This is a genomic window from Bradyrhizobium sp. LjRoot220 (assembly GCF_964252915.1).
Lineage (GTDB): Bacteria > Pseudomonadota > Alphaproteobacteria > Rhizobiales > Xanthobacteraceae > Bradyrhizobium.
In genome coordinates this window covers 461,032-486,829 of the sequence record NZ_CAXUPS020000005.1, presented here as the reverse complement: position 1 = coordinate 486,829, position 25,798 = coordinate 461,032, and the positions used below count along the sequence as shown (strand labels likewise).

The 25,798-nt window shown below is 62.4% G+C and carries 18 protein-coding genes; 8 read left to right on the top strand and 10 right to left on the bottom strand.

Features of this window, described 5'->3' with window-relative positions; all coding sequences use genetic code 11:
- Positions 1–1,449, bottom strand: a 1,449-nt coding sequence (locus ACSQ84_RS23505) for a VCBS domain-containing protein (RefSeq protein WP_436214074.1), incomplete at its 3' end; no start/stop codon positions are given.
- Positions 1,450–1,809: 360 nt separating this feature from the next.
- Here ACSQ84_RS23505 and ACSQ84_RS23500 point away from each other — a divergent pair.
- Positions 1,810–2,076, top strand: a complete 267-nt coding sequence (locus ACSQ84_RS23500; protein WP_436214073.1) for a DUF3551 domain-containing protein — start codon at positions 1,810–1,812, stop codon at positions 2,074–2,076.
- Between the two features lie 33 nt (positions 2,077–2,109).
- Here the strand turns inward: ACSQ84_RS23500 and ACSQ84_RS23495 are convergent, their stop codons facing one another.
- The 5 genes from ACSQ84_RS23495 to ACSQ84_RS23475 form a co-directional block, all read right to left on the bottom strand.
- A complete protein-coding gene (locus ACSQ84_RS23495) occupies positions 2,110–4,452 on the bottom strand; it encodes a mechanosensitive ion channel domain-containing protein (protein WP_436214072.1) in 2,343 nt (780 codons plus the stop codon).
- A gap of 193 nt (positions 4,453–4,645) precedes the next feature.
- Positions 4,646–4,819, bottom strand: a complete 174-nt coding sequence (locus tag ACSQ84_RS23490; RefSeq protein WP_436214071.1) for a hypothetical protein — start codon at positions 4,817–4,819, stop codon at positions 4,646–4,648.
- Positions 4,820–4,823: 4 nt separating this feature from the next.
- Positions 4,824–5,999: a PepSY-associated TM helix domain-containing protein gene (locus ACSQ84_RS23485; RefSeq protein ID WP_436214070.1), complete on the bottom strand. Its 1,176-nt coding sequence runs from the start codon at positions 5,997–5,999 to the stop codon at positions 4,824–4,826.
- 9 nt (positions 6,000–6,008) lie between these two features.
- Positions 6,009–8,318: a TonB-dependent siderophore receptor gene (locus ACSQ84_RS23480; protein WP_436214069.1), complete on the bottom strand. Its 2,310-nt coding sequence runs from the start codon at positions 8,316–8,318 to the stop codon at positions 6,009–6,011.
- A 220-nt stretch (positions 8,319–8,538) separates the two neighbouring features.
- Positions 8,539–9,471, bottom strand: a complete 933-nt coding sequence (locus ACSQ84_RS23475) for a helix-turn-helix transcriptional regulator (protein ID WP_436214068.1) — start codon at positions 9,469–9,471, stop codon at positions 8,539–8,541.
- A gap of 557 nt (positions 9,472–10,028) precedes the next feature.
- Between ACSQ84_RS23475 and ACSQ84_RS23470 the strand changes: the two genes are divergently transcribed.
- The 6 genes from ACSQ84_RS23470 (at position 10,029) to ACSQ84_RS23445 (ending at position 16,957) form a co-directional block, all read left to right on the top strand.
- Positions 10,029–10,976 (top strand): hypothetical protein, encoded by a 948-nt coding sequence (locus ACSQ84_RS23470; protein ID WP_436214067.1) that lies wholly within the window; start codon positions 10,029–10,031, stop codon positions 10,974–10,976.
- 270 nt (positions 10,977–11,246) lie between these two features.
- Complete coding sequence (locus ACSQ84_RS23465; protein ID WP_436214066.1) at positions 11,247–13,037, top strand: peptide ABC transporter substrate-binding protein; 1,791 nt, start codon at positions 11,247–11,249, stop codon at positions 13,035–13,037.
- Between the two features lie 48 nt (positions 13,038–13,085).
- On the top strand, positions 13,086–14,045 hold the full coding sequence (locus ACSQ84_RS23460; protein WP_436214065.1) for an ABC transporter permease: 960 nt from the start codon (positions 13,086–13,088) through the stop codon (positions 14,043–14,045).
- Positions 14,011–14,952 (top strand): ABC transporter permease, encoded by a 942-nt coding sequence (locus ACSQ84_RS23455; RefSeq protein ID WP_436214064.1) that lies wholly within the window; start codon positions 14,011–14,013, stop codon positions 14,950–14,952. Before ACSQ84_RS23460 ends, ACSQ84_RS23455 begins: the two co-directional genes overlap by 35 nt.
- A complete protein-coding gene (locus ACSQ84_RS23450) occupies positions 14,952–15,989 on the top strand; it encodes an ABC transporter ATP-binding protein (protein ID WP_436214063.1) in 1,038 nt (345 codons plus the stop codon). Before ACSQ84_RS23455 ends, ACSQ84_RS23450 begins: the two co-directional genes overlap by 1 nt.
- Complete coding sequence (locus ACSQ84_RS23445; RefSeq protein ID WP_436214062.1) at positions 15,986–16,957, top strand: ABC transporter ATP-binding protein; 972 nt, start codon at positions 15,986–15,988, stop codon at positions 16,955–16,957. The genes ACSQ84_RS23450 and ACSQ84_RS23445 overlap by 4 nt, the downstream gene beginning before the upstream one ends.
- 80 nt (positions 16,958–17,037) lie before the next feature.
- Here the strand turns inward: ACSQ84_RS23445 and ACSQ84_RS23440 are convergent, their stop codons facing one another.
- The 4 genes from ACSQ84_RS23440 to nirB form a co-directional block, all read right to left on the bottom strand.
- On the bottom strand, positions 17,038–18,297 hold the full coding sequence (locus tag ACSQ84_RS23440) for an adenylate/guanylate cyclase domain-containing protein (RefSeq protein WP_436214061.1): 1,260 nt from the start codon (positions 18,295–18,297) through the stop codon (positions 17,038–17,040).
- 246 nt (positions 18,298–18,543) lie between these two features.
- On the bottom strand, positions 18,544–21,204 hold the full coding sequence (locus ACSQ84_RS23435; protein WP_436214060.1) for a nitrate reductase: 2,661 nt from the start codon (positions 21,202–21,204) through the stop codon (positions 18,544–18,546).
- 13 nt (positions 21,205–21,217) lie between these two features.
- Complete coding sequence (gene nirD, locus ACSQ84_RS23430) at positions 21,218–21,562, bottom strand: nitrite reductase small subunit NirD (protein ID WP_436214059.1); 345 nt, start codon at positions 21,560–21,562, stop codon at positions 21,218–21,220.
- Positions 21,559–24,018, bottom strand: coding sequence for a nitrite reductase large subunit NirB (gene nirB, locus ACSQ84_RS23425; RefSeq protein WP_436214058.1), 2,460 nt, complete (start codon positions 24,016–24,018; stop codon positions 21,559–21,561). Before nirB ends, nirD begins: the two co-directional genes overlap by 4 nt.
- Positions 24,019–24,527: 509 nt before the next feature.
- Here nirB and ACSQ84_RS23420 point away from each other — a divergent pair.
- Entirely contained in the window at positions 24,528–25,787 is a 1,260-nt protein-coding gene (locus ACSQ84_RS23420; RefSeq protein WP_436214057.1) for a nitrate/nitrite transporter, read from the top strand.
- The last annotated feature ends 11 nt before the right edge of the window (positions 25,788–25,798 follow it).

The window sequence follows — 25,798 nt, the reverse complement described above, 5'->3', positions numbered from 1 at the left end:
TTCGCCAGTCGCGGCGTTGCCCAGCAGTTCCACCAATCCCGGCGACAAGCCATCGATGTCGATCATCAAGGGATCGAACACCGCCTTGCCGCTGCCGGCCCCGCCGCCGCCCGACGACGCGAGTGCCGTCAGTTCGCCGAAGGTGAACGCATCGACCTCGAAGTAGCCGGCATAACCGTCGAGCTGCGACGTGCCTTCAATCCCGTCGATCTTTACCAGATAGGTCAGCGCGGGGTCTTCATCTTCGTGCGCCATGGCCGCGAGCGCTTCGCGATCGACCGGCGCAACCGAGCCACCCTCACGCCCGAGATCGAAGCTGAAGGTCTGGCCGGTACCGAGCGTTCCGTCAGGGTTCTGCTCCCGGATCGTCTGGGTGACCTCACTGAAGCCAAAGGCAACCGCGGTGTCGTCGCCATCGATCGCCACGCCCGACACCGTCGCGTTGTCGAGCGTGAGGCGATAGACCTCGTCGGTGCGGTCGCCCGCGATCTTCAAGCCGACCAGGTCGACGGTCCGGATGTGCTCGCCGGTGGCCGCGTTGCCCAGCAGTTCCACCAATCCCGCCGACACGCCATTGATGTCGATCATCAAGGGATCGAACACCGCCTTGCCGCTGCCGCCCCCGCCGCCCCCCGACGAAGCGAGCGTCGTCAGTTCGCCAAAGGTGAACGCATCGACCTCGAAGTAGCCGGCGTAATGCTCCAGCTGCGACGTGCCTTCAATCCCGTCGATCTTCACCAGATAGGTCAATTTGTGAAACGATCCGGCGGCCTCGGCCGTGCCGGCGATATTGACCGTCACCGACGTCGCGGTGCCGTCAGCGCTCGTCACGGCAAACGCATCGGTATACGTCGTGCCGGCGGCGAACTCATTATGCGCAGTATCAGCCACATAGTTCCAGACACCGGCGCTATCGATCGAGAAATGACCATACTGGCCCGCGATATTCGACTGGGCGACAAAAACGGCGGGGCTGTCGACATCCGAGATGGTCAGCGCGCCCGCGGCGCTGATGGCCGCCGCGGTATTGCCCTCGGTCAAATTCACCGTCTGCGACGACAGAACGGCTGCATCATTTTCACCGACGATCGTTACCCTCGCGATGGATTCGGAAGTTTTTCCGAAGCGATCGGCGACCGTGTACCTGATGACCTCGGTGGCGGTCTGGCCGGCGCCCAGATACTGAAACGCGTTGCCGGGATTGTAGTCGATGTGCCTGCCGTCGGCCGAAATCGATGCAGCTCCCTTCAGATTGCCTCTTATGGACGCGACATGCAGCGTATCGCCCCAGTCGGGGTCCCGATCATTCGACAACACGTCCAGTGAGGTAAGTCCGGCGTCTTCGCCTATTCTCGCGGCATCCGGCCTGGCCACCGGCGGCCGATCGAAGAAATAAAAAATCCCGGTGATGAAATCGGATAGGAAATCGAAAATGGATTTCTTGTTCACGACAATCTCCTTTTGCTTTATTCGATTGCAGACAACGAAAAATCAAAACGTGCGCAGCGAACTCGCTATCAGGGCATTCCAAAACGGAAAGCAAACGAGGCAGGCAGGCAGCTCCAGCGAGCTCAATCAATGAAAAGATTATCGCGTAATCGACGGCTGACAAGGCTCAAGCTTCACACGAAGCAAAAATGGAGATTGCCACTGGACCATCGGCATCACGAAACTGTCATGATGGCGGCGACCAGATTGTGATCCAAATCATTGCGCATCGATGAAACGTTGAGCACTGGCAACACCGGCGAGTTGCGCAGAAGCAAGCATCACACGCACTATGATATTGGTGCAGGAGAAAACCGACCCATGCGCACTCCAATTTTGACCGCCTTGACCGCCGTCCTCATTTTCACGGCGGCGCCGGTGCGGGCGCAGACCTACGATCCGGCCTATCCGGTCTGCATCCAGACTTACGGCTACGACGGCAACAGCATCGAATGCGGCTTTACCTCACTGGCGCAGTGCGCCGCGTCGGCATCGGGCCGCGCCGCCCAGTGCATCACCAATCCATATTACGGCGGGGCAAGAGCGCCTGCGGGGCCAAATGCCCGGCGGCAGCGCAGAGCATACTAGGACCTGTACGCCGCCCGAAACTGATCGCCGCGATTAGCCCGCCGCGCGTCGCGGCTTCTGGTCCGGCGTTGCCTCGGAAGGCTGCGGAATCTGCATCAAGATGGTTTGTCCGGTGGACGCGATTTCGATGCCGCTTTCCTGGAAGCGCCGTTTCATGCGGCGGTTGAACTCGCGCTGCACCGGCCAGCGACCGCTATCGGTACAGCGGATCTGACCGACGATCGACGCCATCGAGCCGTCCACCTTGTCGACGCCCCACAATTCGAGATCGCCGCGGATCGCGTGCCGGTATTCGGCCTCGCCGCGCATCTCGGCGACGATATCCTTCAGTATTTCGCCGGCGCGGTCGGTGTCTTCCTTGTAGGCAACATTGACGCTGACGGCGGCATTGCCGGCGCCGCGGCTTGAATTGGTAATGGTCGTCACGGCACTGAAGGGAACGACGTGCACCGAGCCATCGCCGGCCCGCAGCTTGATGGTGCGGATCGAGACATTCTCGACCGTCCCGGACAGGCCGGACACCGTGACGTTGTCGCCGACCTGCACGGTGTTTTCCAGCAGCAGAAACAGCCCGGTGATGAGGTCCTGGACCAGCTTCTGCGAACCGAAGCCGATCGCGATGCCGACGATGCCGGCACCGGCCAGCAGCGGGGCGACATTGACACCGATTTCGCTGAGCGCGGTCAGACCGACCACCGCGACGATCACGCACAATAGCGCGGTCCGCAGCATCGGCTGGAAAGTGCGCAGCCGCGCCGCGCGCGCGTAGTGACCATCGCGCGACAGCGCCGTGAGCTGGCGATCCATCAGCGCGTTGGCGACCTCCCAGATCGCCGCCGCCACAAGCGCTGCGACGCCGATCGTCACCACCGCCGACACCAGCCGGCTGCCGATCTGGCCGCCATAGAACCAGACGACGGCGTCGACGCCCCAGACTTCCAGCAGGGCAACGAAGCCGAGGAAGGCGATGATGGCCGTGACGATCTTGCGCAGCAGCGGCAGATAGCGGTTGGCGCGGGTCTCGAGGCCGGGGAAGCGCTGCAGGATATCCGGACTGATGCGAAATCCGCGATCGATCAGGCTGAGCACCACGATGGTGGCGAGACGCGCGATCAGCGCGACCGCGAGCGTGCCGACAAAATACTGCAGCAGCAGCGAATAACCGTTGCGGATGTTGAGCGCCCACACCGCCCACAAGGCGAGGTCCAGCGCGATGGCAAGCAGGTGCCACAGGCCGGCGACGCGGTTGCGTATCCTGGCGGCCGCGCCCACCCGGCCGGCCGGCGCACGAATGACGTCGGCGACCTGGCGACGGCATTGCAGGATGATGACGACGATAAACAGGTGCACGACCAGCATCACCAGACGCAGCAGCGCGGCATAACCGGCGCGGTGCAGCCCCAGCAGCAACGCCACATTCGCAAAAGCGATGCCGGACACGCCGACTGCGACGATGCGCCGAACCCAGATCTCGATATAGGCCGCGGTCTCGGCGCGAACCCGAAACAGACCGAACGGCCCCGCCAGCGCCCGTGCGGCACAGATCAGCCCGCGCGACAACGCATAGGCATTGACGACAGCCAGGATGACGAGCCGGGCGATCGGAAGGTCGCCGATGTCGGTACCCAACAACATCGTGGCAATGCCGACAAAGACGAACACCGGCAGCAGTTCGAGCGCGAGCCGTCCCAGCACGAACGGCAACCTGATCAGCGACTGCCAAGCCCGCGCCAGGCTGAGACGCCGCTTATGCAACGCGGGCTCCACGGTGACGTCAGCCGCGGAGGATGGCGGATCGACCATCGCCAAGGTCTGTGCCGGGGCCCGCGCGGTTTGCGGCAGGCGCGCTTCCAGCAGCGCCACCGGCCGCTTAATCAGGCGGAACACCAGCCATTCGGCAGCGAAGGCGCAACCGAACACCAGCGCCAGCTTCCACGCGATGTCGAATATCTGCTTGTAGGCGTCGGGGTCATTGGCCGTTCGCACGAACCAATAATAGAACGCGGGAAAATGCGTCAGCGATCGCACCATCTGCGCGACTTCGCGCGAGACCTCGCCGACCTGTTCGGAGACCGTCAGCAGCAGTTGCGCGCCAAGGCTGTCCGCGTTGAGCGGGATCCCCGGCTTGGCTTCGGGCGCGGGCGCCGCGGCTTGTGGCGACGCCCCCGCAATCGCCCGCAGCGTATCGATCATCTGCGCGCGCTTCTTGTCGTCCTGCAGCGTATCGAGCGCCCGCTTGGCCTGTTCAGGCGTCAGCGCGTTGGCGTTGTTCGTTGCCGGGGTGGCGGCATCCGGCGCGGCGCCGGTCTGGGCAAACGCAGGCCAGGCAAACAGCGCGCAAGCGAGCAGGAGTAAGGACAGGAGTTTGCGCGACATCGAGGCCCCTTCCAAAATGCGCACGACGGCAAACCGGAACCGGGTTGCCGCCGCGCCAGCGTCATGTCGGATGGTCCCTTTTCGCCGCCATCATGTGTCGGAAGTTTGCCATGGAGACGACTTTCTCTTGGCATTTGCCGCGTCGCAGCGATGTCGCTGCGATCAAAACGAAAATCGTTTCCTGCAGCCTCGTTCAGGCCCGCATCGTGAAGAAAAAATACAGCAAGACCGGCAGGGAAAGCGATGCCCATGACAGGCCGTCCCACCAGCCATCGCCGACGAGAGCTGCGACGAGTCCGACGGTGGAGAGGATGCCGATCAGAATCGGCAGCGCAAAGATTTGCCGCAGCGTCCGATGAGTTCTCACGTGATCACCGCGACAGCAAAGGCGTATCGACCTGGGAACCCTGGGCGATGGCGCGGTCGACGCTGACGCCGGCCTTGCGCCGGCGCATCCAGAGATAGACGCCGGTTCCCAATACCATGATTGTCAGCACGTCGAGCAACGCCCAGAGAATCTTCAGCGGCATGCCGCCATAGTCGCCAAAATGCAGCGGCTGCGAAATGAACAGGGTGGTGACGTACCGGGGCATGTCGCGGCTGTCGGTCAGCTTGCCGGTTTCCGCATCGATCAGCGCCGGCTTCAGCAGGCGAGACGTGACGGGCGTGTCACCCTTCAGGAAAACGGCGTAGTGGCTCTTGCTGCTGAAGACCGTTCCCGGAAAGGCGACAAAGCTCGGCGTCATGCCTGGCACTGCATCCGTTGCAACGGCCACGGCCGATTGCAGCGAGGCCAGCTTGGTGGGCGCCGCGCGGTCGCGGTATTGCGACGTCATCTCGGCGAGCTGGCCGTATTGCCACATCTTCAGGACAAGGTCGGCCCAGGTGTTGATCACGCCGGTGAAGCCGACCACGAGCGTCCACATGATGATTAGAATGCCTGCCAGGTTGTGAATGTCGAGCCAGCGCACGATGCGCGGGCGCTGGCTGCGATAGGCGCCGAAGTCCAGCTTCCGCATCGACGGCGCATAGACGACGATGCCCGATATGATGGCGACACAGAACAGAATCCCCATCAGCCCGAGGAACAGCTTGCCCGGCAAACCGGCAAACATGTCGGTGTGCAGTTTCAGCATGATGTAGGTGAAGCGGCCGGTGACATCAGGCGCGTCGAGAAAGGCGCCGGTATGCGAATCCATCCGGACGAAGCGATTGTTGGTGGGGTCCGACGTGAGGGATTCGCCGACGCTCACGAACAGCACGTTGGGATCGTCGCGGTCCCAGATCAGGAAATGCGGCACCTGTGTTGGTGGATTCCTGGGCGCATTCGCCACTGCGTTGGCGAGAAGCTTATCCAGATCGGCATAGGGCGTGCCGGGCGGAACCTCGGCGGGTTTCACCTCGCTGTGCAGGAGCTCGTCGATCTCATGATGAAAGATCAGCGGCAGCCCTGTGATGCACAGCAGCAGCATGAAAAGCGTGCAGATGAGGCTCGTCCATTTGTGGACGGCGCCCCATCGGCGGATAGATCTGGTCGCTGGCGTCACTTGAGCGTCCTAGTTCCAGTTGTATTTCAAGGTCCCGAGTACCGTTCGCGCGGTGCCGAGACCGCAATAGGGTAGACCGGTGAAGCACGATGCCACGTAGAAGTGGTTGGTCAGGTTCGTCACGTTGACCTGCGCCTTCAATCCCTTCCACTCTCGTCGTGCATAGGAAAAGTCATAGCTGATGGCGGCGTCGGCCACCGCGTAGGCGGGCACAACGAAGGTGTTGAAGTTGTCACCGTAGGTTTCCCCGACGTAGCGAACGCCAGCGCCTAACCCAAGCCCCGCAAGCGGGCCGTCTTGCCAAGTATACTTGCCCCAGATGGCCCCCTGATCGAGGGCCGTGTTGATCATGTATTTGCCGGCGTAGCCGGCGATGCTGCTGGTAACCTTCGGATCGAGATGGGTATATCCCGCGACGATTTCGAGTTCCCGTGTCAAGTTACCCTTCAGCTCGAGTTCGAAGCCGCGGACCCGCACGGCATCGGTTTGCACGCTGAACGTCGGGTTCGCAGGAAGTGGCGTCAGCACGTCCTTCTGACGGATATCAAAGGCGGCCGCCGTGATCATGAAGTTTGATCCGTTCGGCATGAACTTGACGCCAACTTCGGCTCCCTCGCCGGTGGTCGGCCTGAACGAGTTGCCGGCGAGATCCGCACCGAGATTTGGCGTGAACGATGTCGAATAGCTGACATAGGGTGACAAGCCCACGTCAAACAAATAGTTGAGGCCTACCCTACCGGTCTGCGCCGCGTCTTCGCGGGAATAGGTGCCGGCAAGCGGGAAGAATGCCTTACTGGTAAACTCGGTGTTCGCCCAATCCTGGCGGCCAGTCACCGTGAGCGTCCATCGGTCGAGCTTGATTTGATCCTGCAGATAAACGCCGGCCTGCGATTGCTTGTCGTCACGGAGGATGAATGGCGCCAGAGATGCGAACGAAGGAACGCCGGTGCCATAGACCGGAGCGTAGGCATCGATCGGGGCGATGAGCGCTGATCGGTAGTCGGTGCTGGCGCGAAGATTGAAGTAATCGACGCCGAAGAGAACCTTGTGGGCAAACGGCCCAGTCAGGAAATCTGCCTGCAGTTGATTATCGAGCGCGAGATTGGCGGCGCTGGCTTTCACATAATTGTACGTGCGGGCAACAAGGCGATCCGAAAGCATGCCTTCGGTACGGACGGAGGCAAGATCGTTGGTGACGTCGGTGTAGCGCAGGTTTTGCCGGAACTGCAGGTTATTGTTGAACCGGTGCTCGAACGCGTAACCGATCGCGAACTGCTCGAGATGGTAACCGTCAGGCCCCGGCTCGCCGAGATAGCGGCCGTAGGGGATCCGTCCGTTGGGATTTGGCAGGAAGGACACCTGCCCCGGCACGTATTGCTGATAGCCCTTGTTGTCCGCCTTCTGGTAGTGCGAGAGAATCGTGAAGGTGGTATCCATCGTCGGGCGCCAGGTCAGGCTGGGCGCGATGAACAGCTTGTTGTCCTGGACGAAGTCGGTCTGCGTGTTGCTGTCGCGCGCGAGGCCGACGATGCGATAGAGAAACTCAGCGTTCTTGTCGATGGGGCCGCCGATGTCGAAGGCGCCCTGAAAGCGCTCGAAAGAGCCGACGCTGCCCATTATCTCGAATTGGGGCTTCAAGGTCGGCCGCTTGCTGACCATGTTGATCAGGCCGCCCGGCTCGGATTGGCCGTACAGGCCGGCGGACGGGCCTTTCAGCACCTCGATACGCTCCAGGCCGTAGGTTTCGATCCGGGGAATGGCGAAGGTCGTGGTGTCCGCCGGCAGCCTTAAGCCGTCCAGGTATCGCGGAGCATCAAATCCCCGGAGTTTAAATGAATCGAAGAACGCATTGGCGCCAAAGCTCGCAATCGTCACGCCAGGCGTATAGCGCAGCGCCTCGGTAATGTTCTGGGCGCCTTGATCCTGAACCTGATCCTTTGTCACCACAGAGATCGACTGCGGCGTGGTCAAAATCGGCGTGTCGGTCTTGGTTGCAGTCGCGCTTTGGCTGGCGAGATAGCCGACAACCGGGCCGACAGCTCGCTCACCATATATTCCGCCGCCGCCCGACTCGGTCGTTTGCTGCTGTTGCGCAGGCGCTGCGACCCGACGCGTCGCGCGCTGCGAGCGCGCCGCCCTTCGCGAAGGCTGCGCCGGACGCGCCGCTTGCGGCTTCGGTGCGTCGACCGTGACGGGCGGCAAGGCCTGGCCGGACTGCGCGAAACCGGGCCCGATCTGCAGGCTCAATCCGAATACCGTGACGCAGAAAATACTTTTCGACACCACGCCCCACGGCGAAGGCTTTACACAATCACGCATCGAAGACTCACCCCTTGAACCCAACTGTCCCGTCATCGAGAGACCAGATTTGATTTTCGGATGCCTTTGCGCGTGCGCAAAAAACCTTTGATCGCATGTCGACGCTCTCCAAGTTCCGCGTTTGGACATTCCCGTGCCGCCGAACCGCCTTTCTATCGGCGCGGCAGGGCGTTGCCGGCCGCCATGCATGCGGCCCGGCCGGCTTGGGAATGCGGTGATGTCAGGAAACGCCGTCGCGCTGGCAGCTGCTCGGCACATAGCCAAAATGCCTGCGAAACGCCGTGGAAAAATTCGCAGGATTGCCATAGCCGACGGCGTAGGCCGCCTCGGTGACCGACAATCCCTGGTGCAGCAAGGCCTCGCGCGCGGATTTCAGCCGGCTGGTGCGAAGATATTCCGAGGCGCTGACGCCATACAGCCGGTGAAATTGCGCCGTGAACGAGCGGCGGCTGACGCCGGCATGCCTTGCCAGCTCCGCGATGGTCCAGGGGTGCCGCAAGTCGGATTGAATCAGTTCGACGACTGCCCCGAGGCGCAGACGCTTCTGGTCGGAGACCAGACCAAGGCCCTCGTTGCCGCGCAACGTCAACATGGTTCGGGCCAATATCTCCATCGCGTGCGCCGACAGCAACAGGTCGGCAGCCCGGCCCGCGGCCACCGGGGAAATCATCTCCATGGCAATGGCCTTGATTCGGGGCGACGCCTTCAGCGAAGCGACGAAGACGTTTCGTTTTTGGCTGTCGAACAGTCCGATGAACTCATCCATCAATCCGAGCCGCTCCAGCGAGGAGACGGGAAAGGCGACGCCGGCCGCCTGCATGTGCGCGCCGCGCGGCGCATCGCCGTCCCACAGCGTCGGCTCCCTGAACGCCATGACCACCATGGAAGCATCCGAATAGCTGATCGTCTTGGCGCCCTTGCGCGCCCGGCCGCTTCCTGCCCCCTTGAGTATCACGGAAACAAAAAGCCCCGCCTTGATGACACCTTCCGTACGAATCCGGCTTCCCAGCACCACATTGTTGCGTTGGAAAAGGCAGCCCGGCTGCTCCAGCCATTGCGAGCGGCCGGCAAAATCATCCACGATCGATCTGTCACTGTCGTCGGGATCGACGATGCGGAATTGCTCGAATACGTGCTCGTAGATATGCGGCATCAACGCGGTTTGGAAACGATCATGCCGCCACTATGCAAGCTGCGCCGATCGCCCTCAAGACCGATCCCCCGCATCCAACTTAGAAGGTTTTGAAATTGGAATGGTTTTAATCAGCCTGCGATGATTTCAGGCACGACCGGCACGTCTCTTCGCTCGGCTGCACGGCGACGCGAACTCGCAGCCAGGCTTACAGGATCGAAGGGCACCGATATCGAGAGAACTGGTCGGCGAGTTGTCCGCAAAACGCGATCGGAGACGGCACTCCACAATTTCCGATCAGGGTCCTGCGGAAGATGCGACACGTTATTTTTGTCAATCGGGATTGTCTCAATAGCCACGACGCTCATTGAGAGCGACTCGAATATTTGATGACAGATTTATGACAGAGAGGTTCTTCGGCCGACAGGGCCGCTCGCCCAGGCGAAGAACGTCGGCGCACTCGCCATCACCCCGCAAGACTCCTGCCGCACGCATATTTTTGTCGTGATTCGCTGCAATTCATGACAGAAGTAAAACAGTCAGATGTCAGTTCGATTAAATTAAATGCGGAGCGGTAAATGAGCTTGGAATGGCGTGCGCAACCAGCCTCCCTGGCCTGGTCGAATCCGGTGGTCCGGTGGTGGGGCATGCTGACGCTGGTCAGCGGCGCCAATATCGCGGTTTGGTTCGTGCTGTACCGCCAGCTCCACGGCCAGCCAATCGGAAGTCCGGGCAGCACGTCCGGCGTCGAGCTGATGCTCGCGCTCAGCGCAGCCTATGTGTTCGGCTGCGCCTTCCGCTCGATCCTGCCGCGCGCGGATGTGCAGCGGATCTGCCTGTTCGACACCTGGCTGTCGAGCGTGTTCGTCGGCCGCTCGGTCGCGACGGTGGCCGAGATCGCGTTTGCGGCGCAGTGGGCGATCATCCTGCACCAGCTCGGCACTATCACGGGCGCGGACACCACCGTGAACGCGGCCTGGGTGATCGTGCCGCTGATCGTGATCGCGGAAGGTTTCTCATGGCACGCGGTGCTGACCACCAAATATCTGCACAACGCCATCGAGAATTCGATCTGGGCCGTCGTCTTCTTCATCATCGGCGTCGGCCTCTGCCGCCTGCTGCCGGAGTTTGATGGCGCGGCACGCGCGGTGCTGATCGTCACGATCGTCGGGATCGCTTTCTACCTGGCGTTTTTGATGACCGTCGACGTCCCGATGTATCTGAACCGGTGGCGGGCCGATGTCGCCGACGGCAATACGCTGCTGCACCCGCTCGAGGGCCTCCGCGACGTGCGCACGCGCTGGATCGTGACGCACGACATCGCCGAGTGGAAGGAAGAGATTGCCTGGATGTCGCTTTATTTCAGCCTGGCGGTCTGGTCGAGCCTGGCGCTGTGCGTGTTCTATTCGCTCGAGGACCACCTGCCGCGCTATCGCACCCCCGCCGCGCCGGTCGCGAGCATTTCGTCGCACCCGCCGGCGGTTGTCGCCGGGCTTGACCCGGCCATGATGCGGCACCGCGATTAGGCACGGACGCCGCTTTTCCCGACGCACCTGCGTGGCTGCAGCCCGCACGGGCGGTCTTACCGATCCCTTGGCCAAGCCGGCTCTTGGTCAAGCCAAGCTCCATGGCAAGCCGGGCTTGGCTTGACGTGGCCCGGTTCCTGCTTTGACAGGGTGGGACTAACCTGATCCATTTCCTTTGGGGATCCAGTCATTTGGGTCCAAGCTCCTGTGGGCGGCGGGGCACCAGGGGCGTGAGTTCAGGCATTTTGCACCAGCCGAGGAGCCAATCCGATGCAAGAACGGGAAATTCGAGATCTCATTGCAGACGTCAAGACCGGGCGCCTGACGCGGCGGTCCTTTGTCCAGCAGATGGTTGCCGTCGGCCTGACGGCGCCGATGGCCGGCATGATGCTGGCCCAATCCGGGGTCGCGATGGCCCAAACCGCGATCCCCTACAAGCCGACCAAGGCCGGCGGCGGCGGGCTTTTGAAAATCCTGTACTGGCAGGCGGTCACCCTGCTCAATCCGCATTTCGCCGTCGGCACCAAGGACCAGGACGGCGCCCGCGTGTTTTACGAGCCGCTGGCCGGCTGGGACCAGGAGGGCAATCTGGTCCCGGTGCTGGCCGCCGAAATTCCGAGCAAGGAGAACAACGGCCTCACCGAGGACGGCCTCTCGGTGATCTGGAAGCTGAAACGGGGCGTCAAATGGCATGACGGCATGCCATTCACGGCGGATGACGTCGTGTTCAACTGGGAATATGCCCGAACGCCCGAGACCGCCGCGGTCTCGATCGCCAGCTACAAGGACGCCAAGGTCGAAAAGATCGACGATTTCACCGTTCGCGTGATCTTTTCAAAGCCGACGCCGTTCTGGGCCGATGCCTTTGTCGGCACCTACGGCATGATCATCCCGAAACATCTGTTTGCGGATTACATCGGCGGCAAGTCACGCGACGCACCGGCCAACCTCAAGCCGGTGGGTACGGGACCTTACGTTTTCGTCGATTTCAAGCCGGGCGACATCGTCCGCGGCAAGCTCAATCCGAACTACCACATGCCCAACCGGCCGTATTTCGACACGATCGAAATCAAGGGCGGCGGCGATGCGGTGTCGGCCGCGCGCGCGGTGCTGCAGACCGGGGAATATGACTATGCCTGGAACATGCAGGTCGAGGATGAAATCCTGACCAAGCTGGAAGGCGCCGGCAAGGGCAAGGTCAGCATCGTCGAAACCGGCAATATCGAATTCATCATGCTCAACTCGACCGATCCGGCGGTGGAGGTCGACGGCGAGCGCGCCAGCGTCAAGACCAAACATCCGCTGTTCAGCGACCCGGCGGTGCGCCAGGCCATCAACCTGCTGATCGATCGCGCCTCGATCGAGAAGTTCATCTACGGCCGGACGGCGAGCGCCACCGCAAACTTCCTCAACGCACCGGCGAAGGTCCGTTCGAAAAACACCAAATTCGAGTTCAACATCGAGAAAGCCAACTCGATCCTCGAGGCCGCCGGCTGGAAAAAAGGCGGCGACGGCATTCGCGCCAAGGATGGCAAGCCGCTGCGGTTCGTCTACCAGACCTCGATCAACGCACCCCGGCAGAAGACGCAGGCCATCGTCAAGCAGGCGTGCCAGAAGGCGGGCATCGACGTCGAGCTGAAATCGGTGGTGGCATCGGTGTTCTTCTCCTCCGACGCCGCCAATCCCGACACCTACACGCATTTCTATTGCGATGCGCAGATGTACAACACCACCATGACGCAGCCCGACCCCGGGTTCTTCATGAATCAGTACCTGTCGTGGCGGGCGTCGAACAAGGATAACAAGTGGCAGGGCCGCAACGTCTCGCGCTGGCAGAACAAGGAATATGACGAGATTTACAAGCAGGCCGAGCAGGAACTCGATGCCGTAAAGCGGGCGGAGATGTTCATCAAGCTCAACGACCTCGTCGTAAAAGACAATTACATCCAGCCGCTGCTGCGCCGGCCGAAAGTCTCGGCCGTCGCCGGCAATCTGACGGTGCCGCTCAGCGGCTGGGACAACGATCTGTGGCAGATCGCGAACTGGTACCGCGAAGCTTGAGCGAGCTTTGCGATGCGCAAAATCTGAACGGGCGATGACAGGACGACCATGGGAAAATACATCCTCCGGCGCCTGATCATCGCCCTGCCAAGCCTGCTCGGCATCAGCCTCATTCTGTTTGTGCTGCTGGCGCTGGCGCCGGGCGACCCGTTCGGCGAACTTGCCACCAACTCCAATGTGCCGCCCGAAGTCCGGGAGGCGCTGCGGGTGAAGTTCGGGATCGACGATCCGATCTTCATCCGCTATCTGCGCTGGCTCGCCGCGATGCTGCAGGGCGACTGGGGCTTTTCGTTCGCCAGCCGCATCAACGTCGACCAGTTGATCCTGCAGCGGGTTCCGACCACGCTGTTCGTGGTCGGCTCGTCGCAGATCCTGGCACTGGCGGTGGCGTTGCCGGTCGGCGTCTTTGCGGCGATGCGGCCCTATTCGATCTTCGACCAGATCGCCAACACCTTTGCCTTCATCGGCTTCTCGCTGCCGACCTTCTTTACGGGACTGCTGCTGATCCTGATCTTCAGCATCAATCTCGGCTGGCTGCCGTTCGTCTACCGGGTCGATATCCCGGCCACCGGCGGGCTCTGGGCTTGGGAATATTTCAAGCAGGCGATCATGCCGATTTCGGTGCTCGGCCTGTTTCAGGCCGCCTCCTACACCCGCTACGTGCGCTCGGCGGTGCTCGACGTGATCCGGCTCGACTACGTCACGACGGCACGCTCGAAGGGCCTCAATGAAGGCAAGGTCGTCATCAAGCACGTGGTGCGCAACGCCTTGATTCCCGTGGTGACGCTGGTCGCGCTGCAAATGCCGGCGGTGTTCGGCGGCGCCATCGTCACCGAACAGATTTTTCGCATCCCCGGCATCGGTTCACTGCTGATCAGTGCCATCCTCGCCAACGACACGCCGGTCATCATGGCAGTGACCTTCGTGTTCGCCGTTCTCGTCGTCGTCTTCAACCTATTGGCCGATATCATCTATGGCTGGCTCGACCCACGCATCTCCTATCGCTGACGTCGTCGTTCCGCTCGAGGCACGTCCGCGTCACATCTCGCCCGGCTTCGATGCCTGGCGAAAATTTCGCCGCCATCGCATGGCGGTCGCCAGCATCGGCATTTTGACGCTGCTGACCGCGGCCGTCCTGTTCGGGCCGCTGATCTGGCGGATGCCGATCAACGAAATCGATTTCACCGCGCGGCTCGCTTCGCCGTCCTGGGAGCATCCGTTCGGCACCGACGATCTCGGCCAGGACCTCCTGGCGCGCATGCTGTACGGCGGGCGCATTTCGCTGGCGGTCGGATTCGCAGCGATGGCGGTCGCCATTATCGCCGGCGTGCTGATCGGAGCGATCTCGGGCATCTCCCGCGGCAGCGTCGACGCTGCGCTGATGTGGATCACCGATTTGTTCCTGGCGTTGCCGCAACTGCCGCTGCTGCTGCTGGTGATCTATCTGTTCCGGGATTTCCTCAAAGGCTGGGTCGGACCGGAGGGCGGCGTCTTCATCCTGATCGTGCTCGTGATCGGCGCGTTTCGCTGGATGCCGGTGGCGCGACTGGTGCGGGCGCAGTTTTTGTCGCTGCGCGAAAAGGAATTCGTCGAAGCCGCGCGTGCGCTCGGCGCCACCACGCCGCGGCTGGTGATAAGGCACATCCTGCCGAACTCGCTCGGGCCTGTCATCGTGGCCGGCACCATCGACGTCGCTGCGGCGATCATCGCCGAATCGACGCTGTCGTTTCTGGGCCTCGGCTTTCCGCCGGACATTCCAACATGGGGGCGCCTGTTGTTCGACGCCAAGGATTATCTCGACATCGCGCCGCACTGGGCGCTGTTCGCGGGCGCTGCGATCTTCCTGACCGTGCTCACCATCAATTTCATTGGCGACGGATTGCGCGACGCGCTCGATCCCCGGAGAGTGATGTGATGTTGCGTCCGGAGGATACGATTAACGTGGCTGCAGCACCGGCCGGCGAAGCCCCCTTGCTCGACATCAGGGGCTTGAAGACGCATTTTGCGACCGATGACGGCATCGTGCAGGCGGTCGACGGCGTCGATATCGCCGTCCGGCGCGGCGAGACCGTCTGCGTGGTCGGCGAGTCCGGTTGCGGCAAGACCGTCACCGCGCTTTCGGTGCTCAAGCTGATCGCGATGCCGCCAGGGCGCATCGCCGGCGGGCAGATCCTGTGGCAGGGCCGCGACCTGGTGCCGATGGCCGCAGACCAGATGAACCAGATTCGCGCCAAGGAAATCGCCATCGTGTTCCAGGAGCCGATGACCTCGCTCAATCCGGTCTATACCATCGGCGATCAGATCGGCGAAGTGATCGCGCTGCATGAGGGATTGGGCCGCAAAGCCGTGCTGGAGCGGACCATCGACATGCTGGCGCTGGTCCAGATCCCGAACCCGAGGCGCCGCGTCAACGACTACCCGCATCAGTTTTCCGGCGGCATGCGCCAGCGCGTGATGATCGCGATGGCGCTGTCGTGCCATCCAAAGCTCTTGATCGCGGACGAGCCGACCACGGCGCTCGACGTCACGATCCAGGCGCAGATCCTCGATTTGCTGCAAGACATGAAATCCCGCTTGGGCATGTCGATCATGCTGATCACCCACGCCATGGGTGTGGTCGCCGAAGTCGCCCAACGCGTCGTGGTGATGTATGCCGGCAAGGTGGTGGAGGAAGCCGCAGTCGAGCAGCTGTTTGCCAACCCGCGCCATCCCTATACGCAGGGCCTGATCCGCTCGATCCCGCGCGTCGACAAGGGCGGTGGCCGCAGGGCGCGGCTGCAGACCATCGCCGGCACGGTGCCGAAGCTGATCAAGCCGCCCGAGGGCTGTCGCTTTGCGCCGCGCTGCGGTTTTGCGACCGATGAATGCAGCCGCGCGCAGCCGCCGCTGCGCGAACTCGAACCCGGCCACAAGGTGGCCTGCATCCACGCCGAAGCGACGGTGGCTCAATGAGCGGGCCGCTGCTCAAGGTAACAAAACTGACCAAGGAGTTTCCGCTCAAGGGCGGCCTCTTCAGCGGTCACACCGCCAGCGTGCATGCCGTCGATGGCGTCGATTTTCACGTCGACCGCGGCGAAACGCTCGGCCTGGTCGGCGAGTCCGGCTGCGGCAAGTCAACCACCGGCCGCTGCGTGCTGCGCCTGATCGAACCGAGTTCGGGCGAAATCCATTTTGAAGGCAAGGATGTCCGGGCGCTGAAAGCCGACGAGCTTCGCATCCTGCGCCGCGACATCCAGATCATCTTTCAGGACCCCTACGCTTCGCTCAATCCGCGTATGAACGTAGGCGCGATCGTCGGTGAGGCCCTGATCATCCACCAGTTGACCAAGACGCGGCGGCAGTTCGAAGAGCGCGTGGTGGAGTTGCTGGAGACCGTCGGCCTGCGGGCGGACCATATGGGCCGCTATCCGAACGAGTTCTCCGGCGGCCAGCGCCAGCGCATCGGCATCGCGCGCGCGCTCGCCGTCGAGCCCAAGCTGATCATCTGCGACGAGCCGGTGTCGGCGCTGGATGTTTCGATCCAGGCCCAGGTCATCAACCTGCTGGAGGATTTGCAGGAAAAGTTCGGGCTGGCCTATCTCTTCATTGCCCATGACCTCGCCGTCGTCGAGCATATCTCCAAACGCATCGCGGTGATGTATCTCGGCCGCATTGTCGAGATGGCGTCGGCCCATGAACTCTATGCCTCGCCGCGGCACCCCTACACCGAAGCGCTGCTGTCGGCGGTCCCGATACCGGATCCGAAAGTGAAGCGGCAGCGCGTCCGGCTGTCGGGCGAAGTGCCGAACCCGATTTCTCCGCCGACCGGCTGCCACTTTCACACCAGGTGCCCGATCGCGCAGTTTCCGCTATGCAAAACCGAGCCGCCGCCGCTCAAACAAAGCGCCGACGGCCACTGGGTCGCCTGCCATTTCCGCTGAAGGAAAGTCTGCACGAAGCGCTATTCCATCGAGATGATCCGGCGATGGCCCCCTCCCGGGCGGCGGCGCAAAGCGCTCGTTCATTCCTGTTTCCAGAACCGATCGTTTGGCATTATCCCGGCTGGATCAACGGAAAACTCGGGTCTGATCCGGTTGAGATAATACATATTGACCAAACCCTGGTGCTTCACTTCGACGGCGCCGCGGGCGTCGGTCTCGAAGCGCGTCTTGATGTGCTGCCAGGTCGATTCGGCGATGCTGATGCGACCTGGAACGCCGGCTGCTTCGACGCGCTGGGTTATATTCACGGTATTGCCCCAAATATCGTAGGTAAATTTGTGCTTGCCGACGACGCCGGCGATCACTGGTCCGGTATTGATTCCAATCCTCACCTGCCACGCCGGCAGGTGCAGCTTCTCCCGTTGCCGATTGATCCTGGCCAAATGATCGATGGCCTGTAGCGCCGCCAACGCGGCATCGATGGCGTGCGAGCGATTGGGTTCCGGCACGCCGCCAACGGCAAGATAGGCATCTCCGATCGTCTTGAGTTTTTCGAGGCGATGATTGGCCATGATGTCGTCGAACACGGTGAAGTGCTGGTCGAGCTGGTCAATGACGCTCGCCGGCTCCATGGTCTCGACCAGTCGGGTGAAGCCGGTGAAATCGATCAGGATCACCGTCGCCGAGTCGAAGAAGCGCGGCTGAACGCGGTCATTTGCCTTGAGCTCGTCTGCGATGGATGAGGGCAGGATGTTCAGCAGCAGTTTGTCCGATTGAGCTTTCTCGGCAATTGCCTGGTCGCGCGCACGTTCCAACTCGCGCAGCATCTCGTTGCGCACGAGCAATTGCCGACGCAATTCGAGGTGAACCATGGTCTGCCGTGCCAGCCGTCTGAGCGCCTCCTGCTGCTCGAAGCTAAGTTCTCGCGGCTCGAAGGCGATCACGCACAAGGTGCCCAGGGCATAGCCATCTTGCGTGATGAGTGGAACCCCGCAGTAGAAACGAATGTGCATATCGCCCGTCACCAGCGGGCTGCTATTGAATCTTTGATCCTTTATCAGGTCGGGAACGTAGAGGATGTCGTTGTTGCAGATCGTGGCCGTGCAAATCGAAATTTCGCGCGGGCATTCGGAAAGCTCTGCGGGAAGTGGACCGTACTTTGCCTTGATCCATTGCCGCGATGCGTCGACGAAGCTGACCAGAGCGGCGGGGCAGCCGCAGATCTCCGCCGCCAGTTCGGTGATTTCGTCGAATCCAGCTTCTGGAAGTGTGTCAAGGATTGCGTAATTTGTCAGCGCGACAAGGCGTCCGGGCTCGTTGGCTGGAAGCATTTGATTCATGACAAGCCCTTCGCGTTAGCCGGGTCATCAAGTCTGGTCGCGATACACGAGCCTTACATCATCGCATCTTTCCGCCGTTACAGACGAACACGGCCAGGCGTCAGAAAGCTCCTGAAGCTATCGCTGTTGACTCAAATTAGCACAGTGGAGCCTGGAAGACGAGCGACGGGAAGAGCGCAGCGGGAACGCGCGTGGCCGACATCGCGGGCAGAATGGACCCGGCAAATAGACCAGCGATCGAAAAAATCACGCCGGCAGGGGTTTTGGCGCAAGCGCGCCATTGAGCAGCTTGCCGATCTCCGGCTTGCATGCCCCGCAATTGGTACCGGCTTTCAGGCGTTGGCCGATGGCTTCGACATTTCGCGCGCCTTTGTTGATTTCGGCGGAGATCTGCCGTTGCCCGACGCCGAAGCACGAGCAGACGATCGGCCCGATGTCTTCGCCGGCTTCCAGCGGCTGCCCGGTGAGCAGCGACATCCGCGCCTTGGGCGATAGCGTGTTTTCGGCGAACAGGTTGGTCAGCCAGGAGCGCGACACCAGCTTGTGGTCCGAGGCGATGAAGATACATCCCTCCAATCTCCCGTCGCGAATGCTTGCATAGCGATAGCGGCCGATGCTGGGATCGCGATAAGCGATCCATTCGATGTCCGCCTGCTCGGCGCGGAGTTGCGCGCGCGCCCAGTCGCGCCAGCTCGCCGGCCGTTCGTCCATCGCCAGCTCCATGCGCCAGCACATGCCCGCTTGTCCGGAAACCCAGTACCCCTTCTCGGGGCGTTCGATCTCGTAACGGCTCAGAATAAAGGCATGCCATTTCGGCAGATAAGGCTCGGCCTTCACCGGCGTATGCTTGGATTCCGGCTGTCCGGATATCGGGTCGGTCGCGGGATTGACCAGCGCGTTGATCAGGCCGTCGCCGGCATACTCGCCATTCCAGTGCATCGGCACGAAGACGCAGCCGCGCCGCTGTTCGGTGCTGACGGTCACGCGCGCCACCATCTGGCCCCAGGAACTGGAGAGCCGTGCCAGCGCGCCATCTTCGAGACCCACCTTGCGCGCATCCTCGGGGTGGAATTCCGCACAGGGTTCGAACGTGTGCGTCATCAGTCGCGGCGATTTCCCGGTCCGCGTCATGGTGTGCCACTGGTCGCGAATCCGGCCGGTGTTGAGAACCAGCGGATACTCGCGACTGGTCGCGTTTTTGGGCGGGCGCGGCGCAACCGGGATGAAGCGCGCCTTGCGATCGGGGGTGAAGAAGCCTCCGGTCTCGAACAGCCGCGGCGTGCCGGTCGGATAATCCGGCGTCACCGGCCACTGAACCGGGGCCAGCGTCTCATAAGCGCGGTCATCGAGTGCGCTTAAAGCAGAGAGATCGAAATCCCGCGCGCCACGATTCTCGAAGCCGGAAAGGCTGGCATGCTCGCGGAAGATCTCGGCGACGCTGGCATAGTCGAAGCCCGGAAATCCCATGCGGCGGGCGACATCGCAGACGGTCCGCCAATCGGCACGCGCGGCGCCGGGCGCCGGCAAGAACGGCCGCTGCCGGGAAATACGGCGCTCGGAATTGGTGACTGTGCCGTCCTTTTCGCCCCACGCCGTCGCGGGCAGCAGCACATGGCCATGCCGCGTCGTATCGGTATGGCGCATGCAATCCGACACCACGACGAGGTCGCAGGCGTCCAGTGCGGCGCGGGCGCGATTGACGTCCGGCAGGCTGACCAGCGGATTGGTGGACATGATCCAGACCGCCTTGATGCGCCCGTCGGCCATCGCATCGAACATCTCGACCGCCTTGAGCCCGGTCTTGTCGGCGATGACGGGCGAGCGCCAGAACCGCTGCACGAGTTCGCGGTGCTGCGGATTCTCGATCTCCATATGGGCGGCGAGTTGATTGGCGAGGCCACCGACTTCGCGTCCGCCCATCGCGTTGGGCTGGCCAGTGAGCGAGAACGGCCCCATGCCGGGCTTTCCGATCCGGCCGGTCAGCAAATGGCAATTGATGATCGCATTGACCTTGTCGACGCCGCTGCTCGACTGGTTGATCCCTTGGGAATACAGCGTGACGACACGCCTGGTTTTGGCAAACCAGTCGAAAAACTTTTCGACCGCCTCGCCGGTCAACCCGCACACGGCTGCCGTGTGCGAAACGGTCTGGCCGGCGACTTGCGCCAGCGCCGCCTCGGCGCCGGTGGTAAAATCCCCGACGAACGCGTCGTCGACCGCCCTGTTGTTCGCGAGATAGGCCAGCAATCCGTTGAACAGAACGGAGTCGCTGCCCGAACGAACGGCCAGATGCAGATCGGCACCCTCGCATGTCGCCGTCCGGCGCGGATCTATGACGACGATGCGGCAAGCGGGGTTTTTGGCTTTTGCAGCCAGCATGCGCTGGTGGAGGATGGGATGGCACCAGGCCGCATTGGAGCCGACAAGGACCAGCAGGTCGGCGAGTTCCAGATCTTCGTAGCAACCCGGAACCGTGTCGCTGCCGAACGCACGCTTGTGGCCCACGACACTGGAGGCCATGCACAGCCGCGAATTGGTATCGATGTTGGCGGTGCCGACAAAACCCTTTGCGAGCTTGTTGACGACGTAATAATCCTCGGTGAGAAGCTGACCCGAGACGTAGAAGGCCACCGCGTCAGGCCCGTGCTCCCGGATCGCCTTGCTGAATCCATCGGCGACATGACCAAGCGCGGCATCCCAGCTCGCCGCCCGCCCATCGACCATCGGCTCGAGCAGGCGTCCTTCGAGACCGATGGTTTCAGCCAGCGCCGATCCCTTGGCGCAAAGCTTCCCGAAATTTGCCGGATGAAGCGGATCGCCGCGGACGGTGACGGCGCCCGCGGCATCCCTGCCGGCCACGACGCCGCAGCCGACACCGCAATAGGGACAGGTCGTCTTGACTGCCACGCGTGGTTACCCCTCAGTCGACGGGAGCGGCCTGACGGAGCGACAGCCACACCGTGCCATTCTCCACCTTGGTCGGATGCGAGCGCGTGCATCCCTGATCCGGTGCGACAGCCTCGCCGCTCGAAAGCTCGATGACGAAATTATGCAGCGGACAGGTGACGCGTTTGTTGTGGACGATGCCCTGCGACAGCGGCCCGCCCTTGTGCGGGCAGCGATCGTCGAGCGCGAACACCTCGTCGTCATTGCTCCGGAACACCGCGATGTCGCCTGACGCCGTCCGCACGACGCGCGAACCGAGACGGGGAATCTCGTCGAGGGAGCCGATTTCAATCCAGCTTGTTGTACGAATTTCGGTCATGCGAGTTCGAGCTCCGCCATCGGCGCAAACTCGTTGCGATCGACGCCGCGCTGGGCGCGCTCTGCCCACGGATCGCTCTGCGAGAACTGCTGCGAATAGACAAACCGGTCGTACAGGGCTTTCCGGTTGGCGAGATCATCGACCACCTGCTTGCGGATGGCATCGAGACCGACGCGGTCGCACCATTTGTAAATGCGCTCCAGATACCAGCCCTGTTCGCGGTAGAGCTGCGTCAGCGCCGCGATCACTTCCAGCGTCTCCTCCTCGGTCGTCACCTTGGCGAGAAACTCGGTCCCCTTGATGTGGAGGCCGGCGGCGCCGGCGAAATGGATCTCGTATCCGGAATCGACGCAGATGACGCCGACATCCTTGCAGGTCGATTCGGCGCAGTTGCGCGGACAGCCCGACACCGCCATCTTGACCTTGGCCGGAGCCCAGGATCCCCACATGAACCGCTCGATCTTGATGCCGAGGCCGGTCGAATCCTGGGTGCCGAACCGGCACCATTCCGAACCGACGCAGGTCTTCACCGTGCGCAGTCCCTTGGCATAGGCATGTCCGGACACCATGCCGGCGTCGTTGAGGTCGGCCCAAACCGCGGGCAGATCCTCCTTCTTCACGCCAAGAAGGTCGATGCGCTGGCCGCCGGTGACCTTGACTGTCGGAATCTTGAACTTGTCCGCCACGTCGGCAATCGCCCGCAATTCGTTCGGCGTGGTCACGCCGCCCCACATCCGCGGCACCACCGAATAGGTGCCGTCCTTCTGGATGTTGGCATGGACGCGCTCGTTGATGTAGCGCGACTGCTGGTCGTCGCGATATTCGCCGGGCCAGGTGGCCAGCAAATAATAGTTCAGCGCCGGCCGGCAGGAATGGCAACCGTTGGCGGTCTTCCAATCCATGAACTTCATGACATCGGGAATCGTCTTCAGCTGCTGCTCGACGATGACGCGGCGCGCGTCGTCATGGCTGTGGTCGGTGCACTTGCACATCGGCTTGACCTTCGGCGCTGTCGAATAGTCGCCGCCGAGCGTGAACGCGAGCACTTGCTCCACGAGGCCGGTGCAGGAACCGCACGACGAGGATGCCTTGGTGTGGGCGCGCACGTCATCGATCGTGAACAGCTTCTTTTCGGCGATCGCCTTGACGATGGTGCCCTTGCAGACGCCGTTGCAGCCGCAAATCTCCGCTTCGTCGCCCATGGCGGCGACCGAGTTCTGGCCGGCGTGACCGCCGTCGCCGAGATTGGCCGCGCCGAACACCAGGCGCTCGCGCATCTGCGAGATGTCGGTGCCGTCGCGCAGATGCTGGAAATACCAGGGCCCGTCGACCGTATCGCCATAGAGCACCGCGCCGACGATCTTCTTGTCGCGCAGCACGATCCGCTTGTAGACGCCGCGCGCGGCGTCCTGCATCACGACTTCCTCCTTGTCGACGCCCGGCGCGAAATCTCCGGCGGAGAACAGGTCGATGCCCGTCACCTTCAGCTTGGTCGAGACCACCGATCCCGAGTAGCTGGCAAAACCCTTCATGGCGAGTTGATTGGCGCAGACCTTGGCCTGATCGAACAGCGGCGCGACCAGACCGTAGGTCTGGCGACGGTGCTGCACGCATTCGCCGACCGCGTAGATGCGTCCATCATAGGTCTGCATGGTGTCGGAGACGACGATGCCGCGCTCGCAATAGATGCCCGCCTTCTTTGCGAGCTCGATGTTCGGCCGGATACCGACGGCCATCACGACCAGATCGGCCGGAAGCTCCACGCCATCGGCGAAGCGCACGCCGGTGACGCGGTCCTCGCCCAGGATCGCCTCCGTCTGCGCCGGCATCTTGAACACCATGCCGCGCTCTTCCAGCGACTTGCGCAGCATTCCGCTTGCGACGGGATCGAGCTGACGCTCCATCAGGCAGTCGAGCAGATGCACGACGGTGACGTTCATGCCGCGCTTCATCAATCCATTGGCGGCCTCGAGGCCGAGCAGGCCGCCGCCGATCACGACGGCGTTCGGATGGCTCGTCGAGGCGTCAACCATGCGCTCGACGTCCTGGATATCGCGGAAGCCGATCACGCCTGGAAGATCCTTGCCGGGAAGCGGCAACATGATCGGGTTGGAGCCGGTCGCGATCAGCAGACGGTCATAGGGAACGCGCGCCCCCTCGGCGGTGACGACTTCGCAGGTGCGCCGGTCGATCATCACGATCGTCTCGCCCTTGCGCAGCGTAATGCCGTTGTCGTCGTACCACTGCACCGTGTTCAGCATGATGTCGTCGACGGACTTCTCGCCGGCGAGAACCGGCGACAGCAGGATACGATTGTAATTGCCGTAAGGCTCGGAACCGAACACCGTGATGTCATAGAGGTCGGGCGCACGCTCCAGCAGCGTTTCCACTGTGCGGATGCCGGCCATGCCGTTGCCGATCACCACCAGCTTTTGCTTGCTAACTTTCTCGAGCATGATCTGCCTTTCATTCGGACGACACCGCGCGGCGACGCGACAGGCGTCGTCGATCGATCGGATAGAGGTTAGGGAGTTTTTGGGGAGCCCATCCGCGGGCAGCTGACCATCATCAATGACGATCGATATTCCCTTGAATACAAAACCCGTGCCAACTGGGCTGCAGCGATTTCGCTAGCGATATCAATGGGTTTGTCGATTGCCGCGAATTCGGGCTCGCTTGCGCACCGCACAAAAAAGCACCACCCTGCGCGTTTGAGTGGCGCGACTTGCTGCCCGCTGCGGCAAAACGGGTTTTCTGTGATGACCGCCGAATAGCCAGCAACTCGTTGCGATTAAAGAGCAAACCGCCGATTGCGATCGAATGGCACGGATATTGCTGCTTTTAGCGCCAATCGAGACCGTCTCAATGACGAGAACGCTCTCGCTTACACCCACATTCCATCTGTTGTGCCGAGACCTGCCGCATCTGCGCGCACGCTCGGCCGCATGCTCGCGAGGCTATCGCAATGAAGTTTGCTGAGTTTAAGAAGGCCGGCCATTGGCCGACGCTGCTGGCCGCGTTCCTGTATTTCGACATCAGCTTCATGGCCTGGGTCGCGCTCGGCCCGCTGATGGTCTACATCGCGCACGACATGAACCTCGCGGTCAGCGAGAAGTTCACGCTGGTGGCCATCCCGGTTCTGGCCGGCGCGCTGCTGCGCGTCCCGATGGGGGTCCTCGCGGATATCATCGGCGCCAAGCGAACCGGCATTATCGCGCAGATCATCGTCACCGCGGCGACGGCCTGGGTATGGCGGTACGGGCTCGACAGCAAGCTCGCGATCATCATCTTCGGCCTGGTGCTCGGCATTGGCGGCGCGTCCTTCGCGGTCGCCCTGCCGCAGGCGAGCCGCTGGTATCCGCCGCAATATCAGGGTGTGGTGATGGGCATCGCGGGCGCCGGCAATATGGGCGTCGTCATCGATACCATGCTCGCACCGACGATTGCCGAACATTTCGGCTGGCAGGCCGTGTTCGGCTTCCTGCTGATTCCGATGGTGCTGGTGCTCGCGTACTACGTCTTCGCGGCCAAGGATGCGCCCGGCGAGCGCAAGCCGATCTCGCTGAAGGCCTATGCCACGCTGCTGCGCGATCCCGACAGCCGCTGGTTCATGTTCTTCTACTTCATCACGTTCGGCGGCTTCGTCGGACTTGCCAACGCCCTGCCGCTGTATTTCACCGTGCAGTATCATGTCTCCGGAGTCGCAGCAGGCCTGCTGGTCTCGCTGATCGTCGCCTTTGGCTCCGGCTTCCGTCCGGTCGGCGGGCTGATTGCCGACCGCATCGGCGGCATCCGCTCGCTGTCGGTGCTGTTCGCGGTCGTCATCGCCGCTTATGTCGTCATCGCCTTCATGCCGGAAGGTCCGGCGGCGCCGACCGCGGCGGGCTGGCCGCTGCTGCAGATGCCGCGCATCGCGTGGATGTCGGTGCTGTTGTTCTCGGTCGGCGTGCTCGCGCTCGGAATGGGCAATGGCGCGGTGTTTCAGCTCATCCCGCTCCGCTTCCGTCAGGACATCGGCCTGATGACCGGTCTGGTCGGGTGCGCCGGAGGCGTCGGCGGCTTTTTCCTGGCCCAGGCGCTCGGCACCGCCAAGGCCGCAACCGGCGGCTTCGGCGCCGGCTTCCTGTTTTTCGGGGCGCTGGCATTGCTTGGCTTTATCGGGCTTGCCATGGTCAAGGTGCGCTGGCGCACGACATGGGGCGCCGTATCGGGCGCGCGGGTCTGACGACGCGCGCT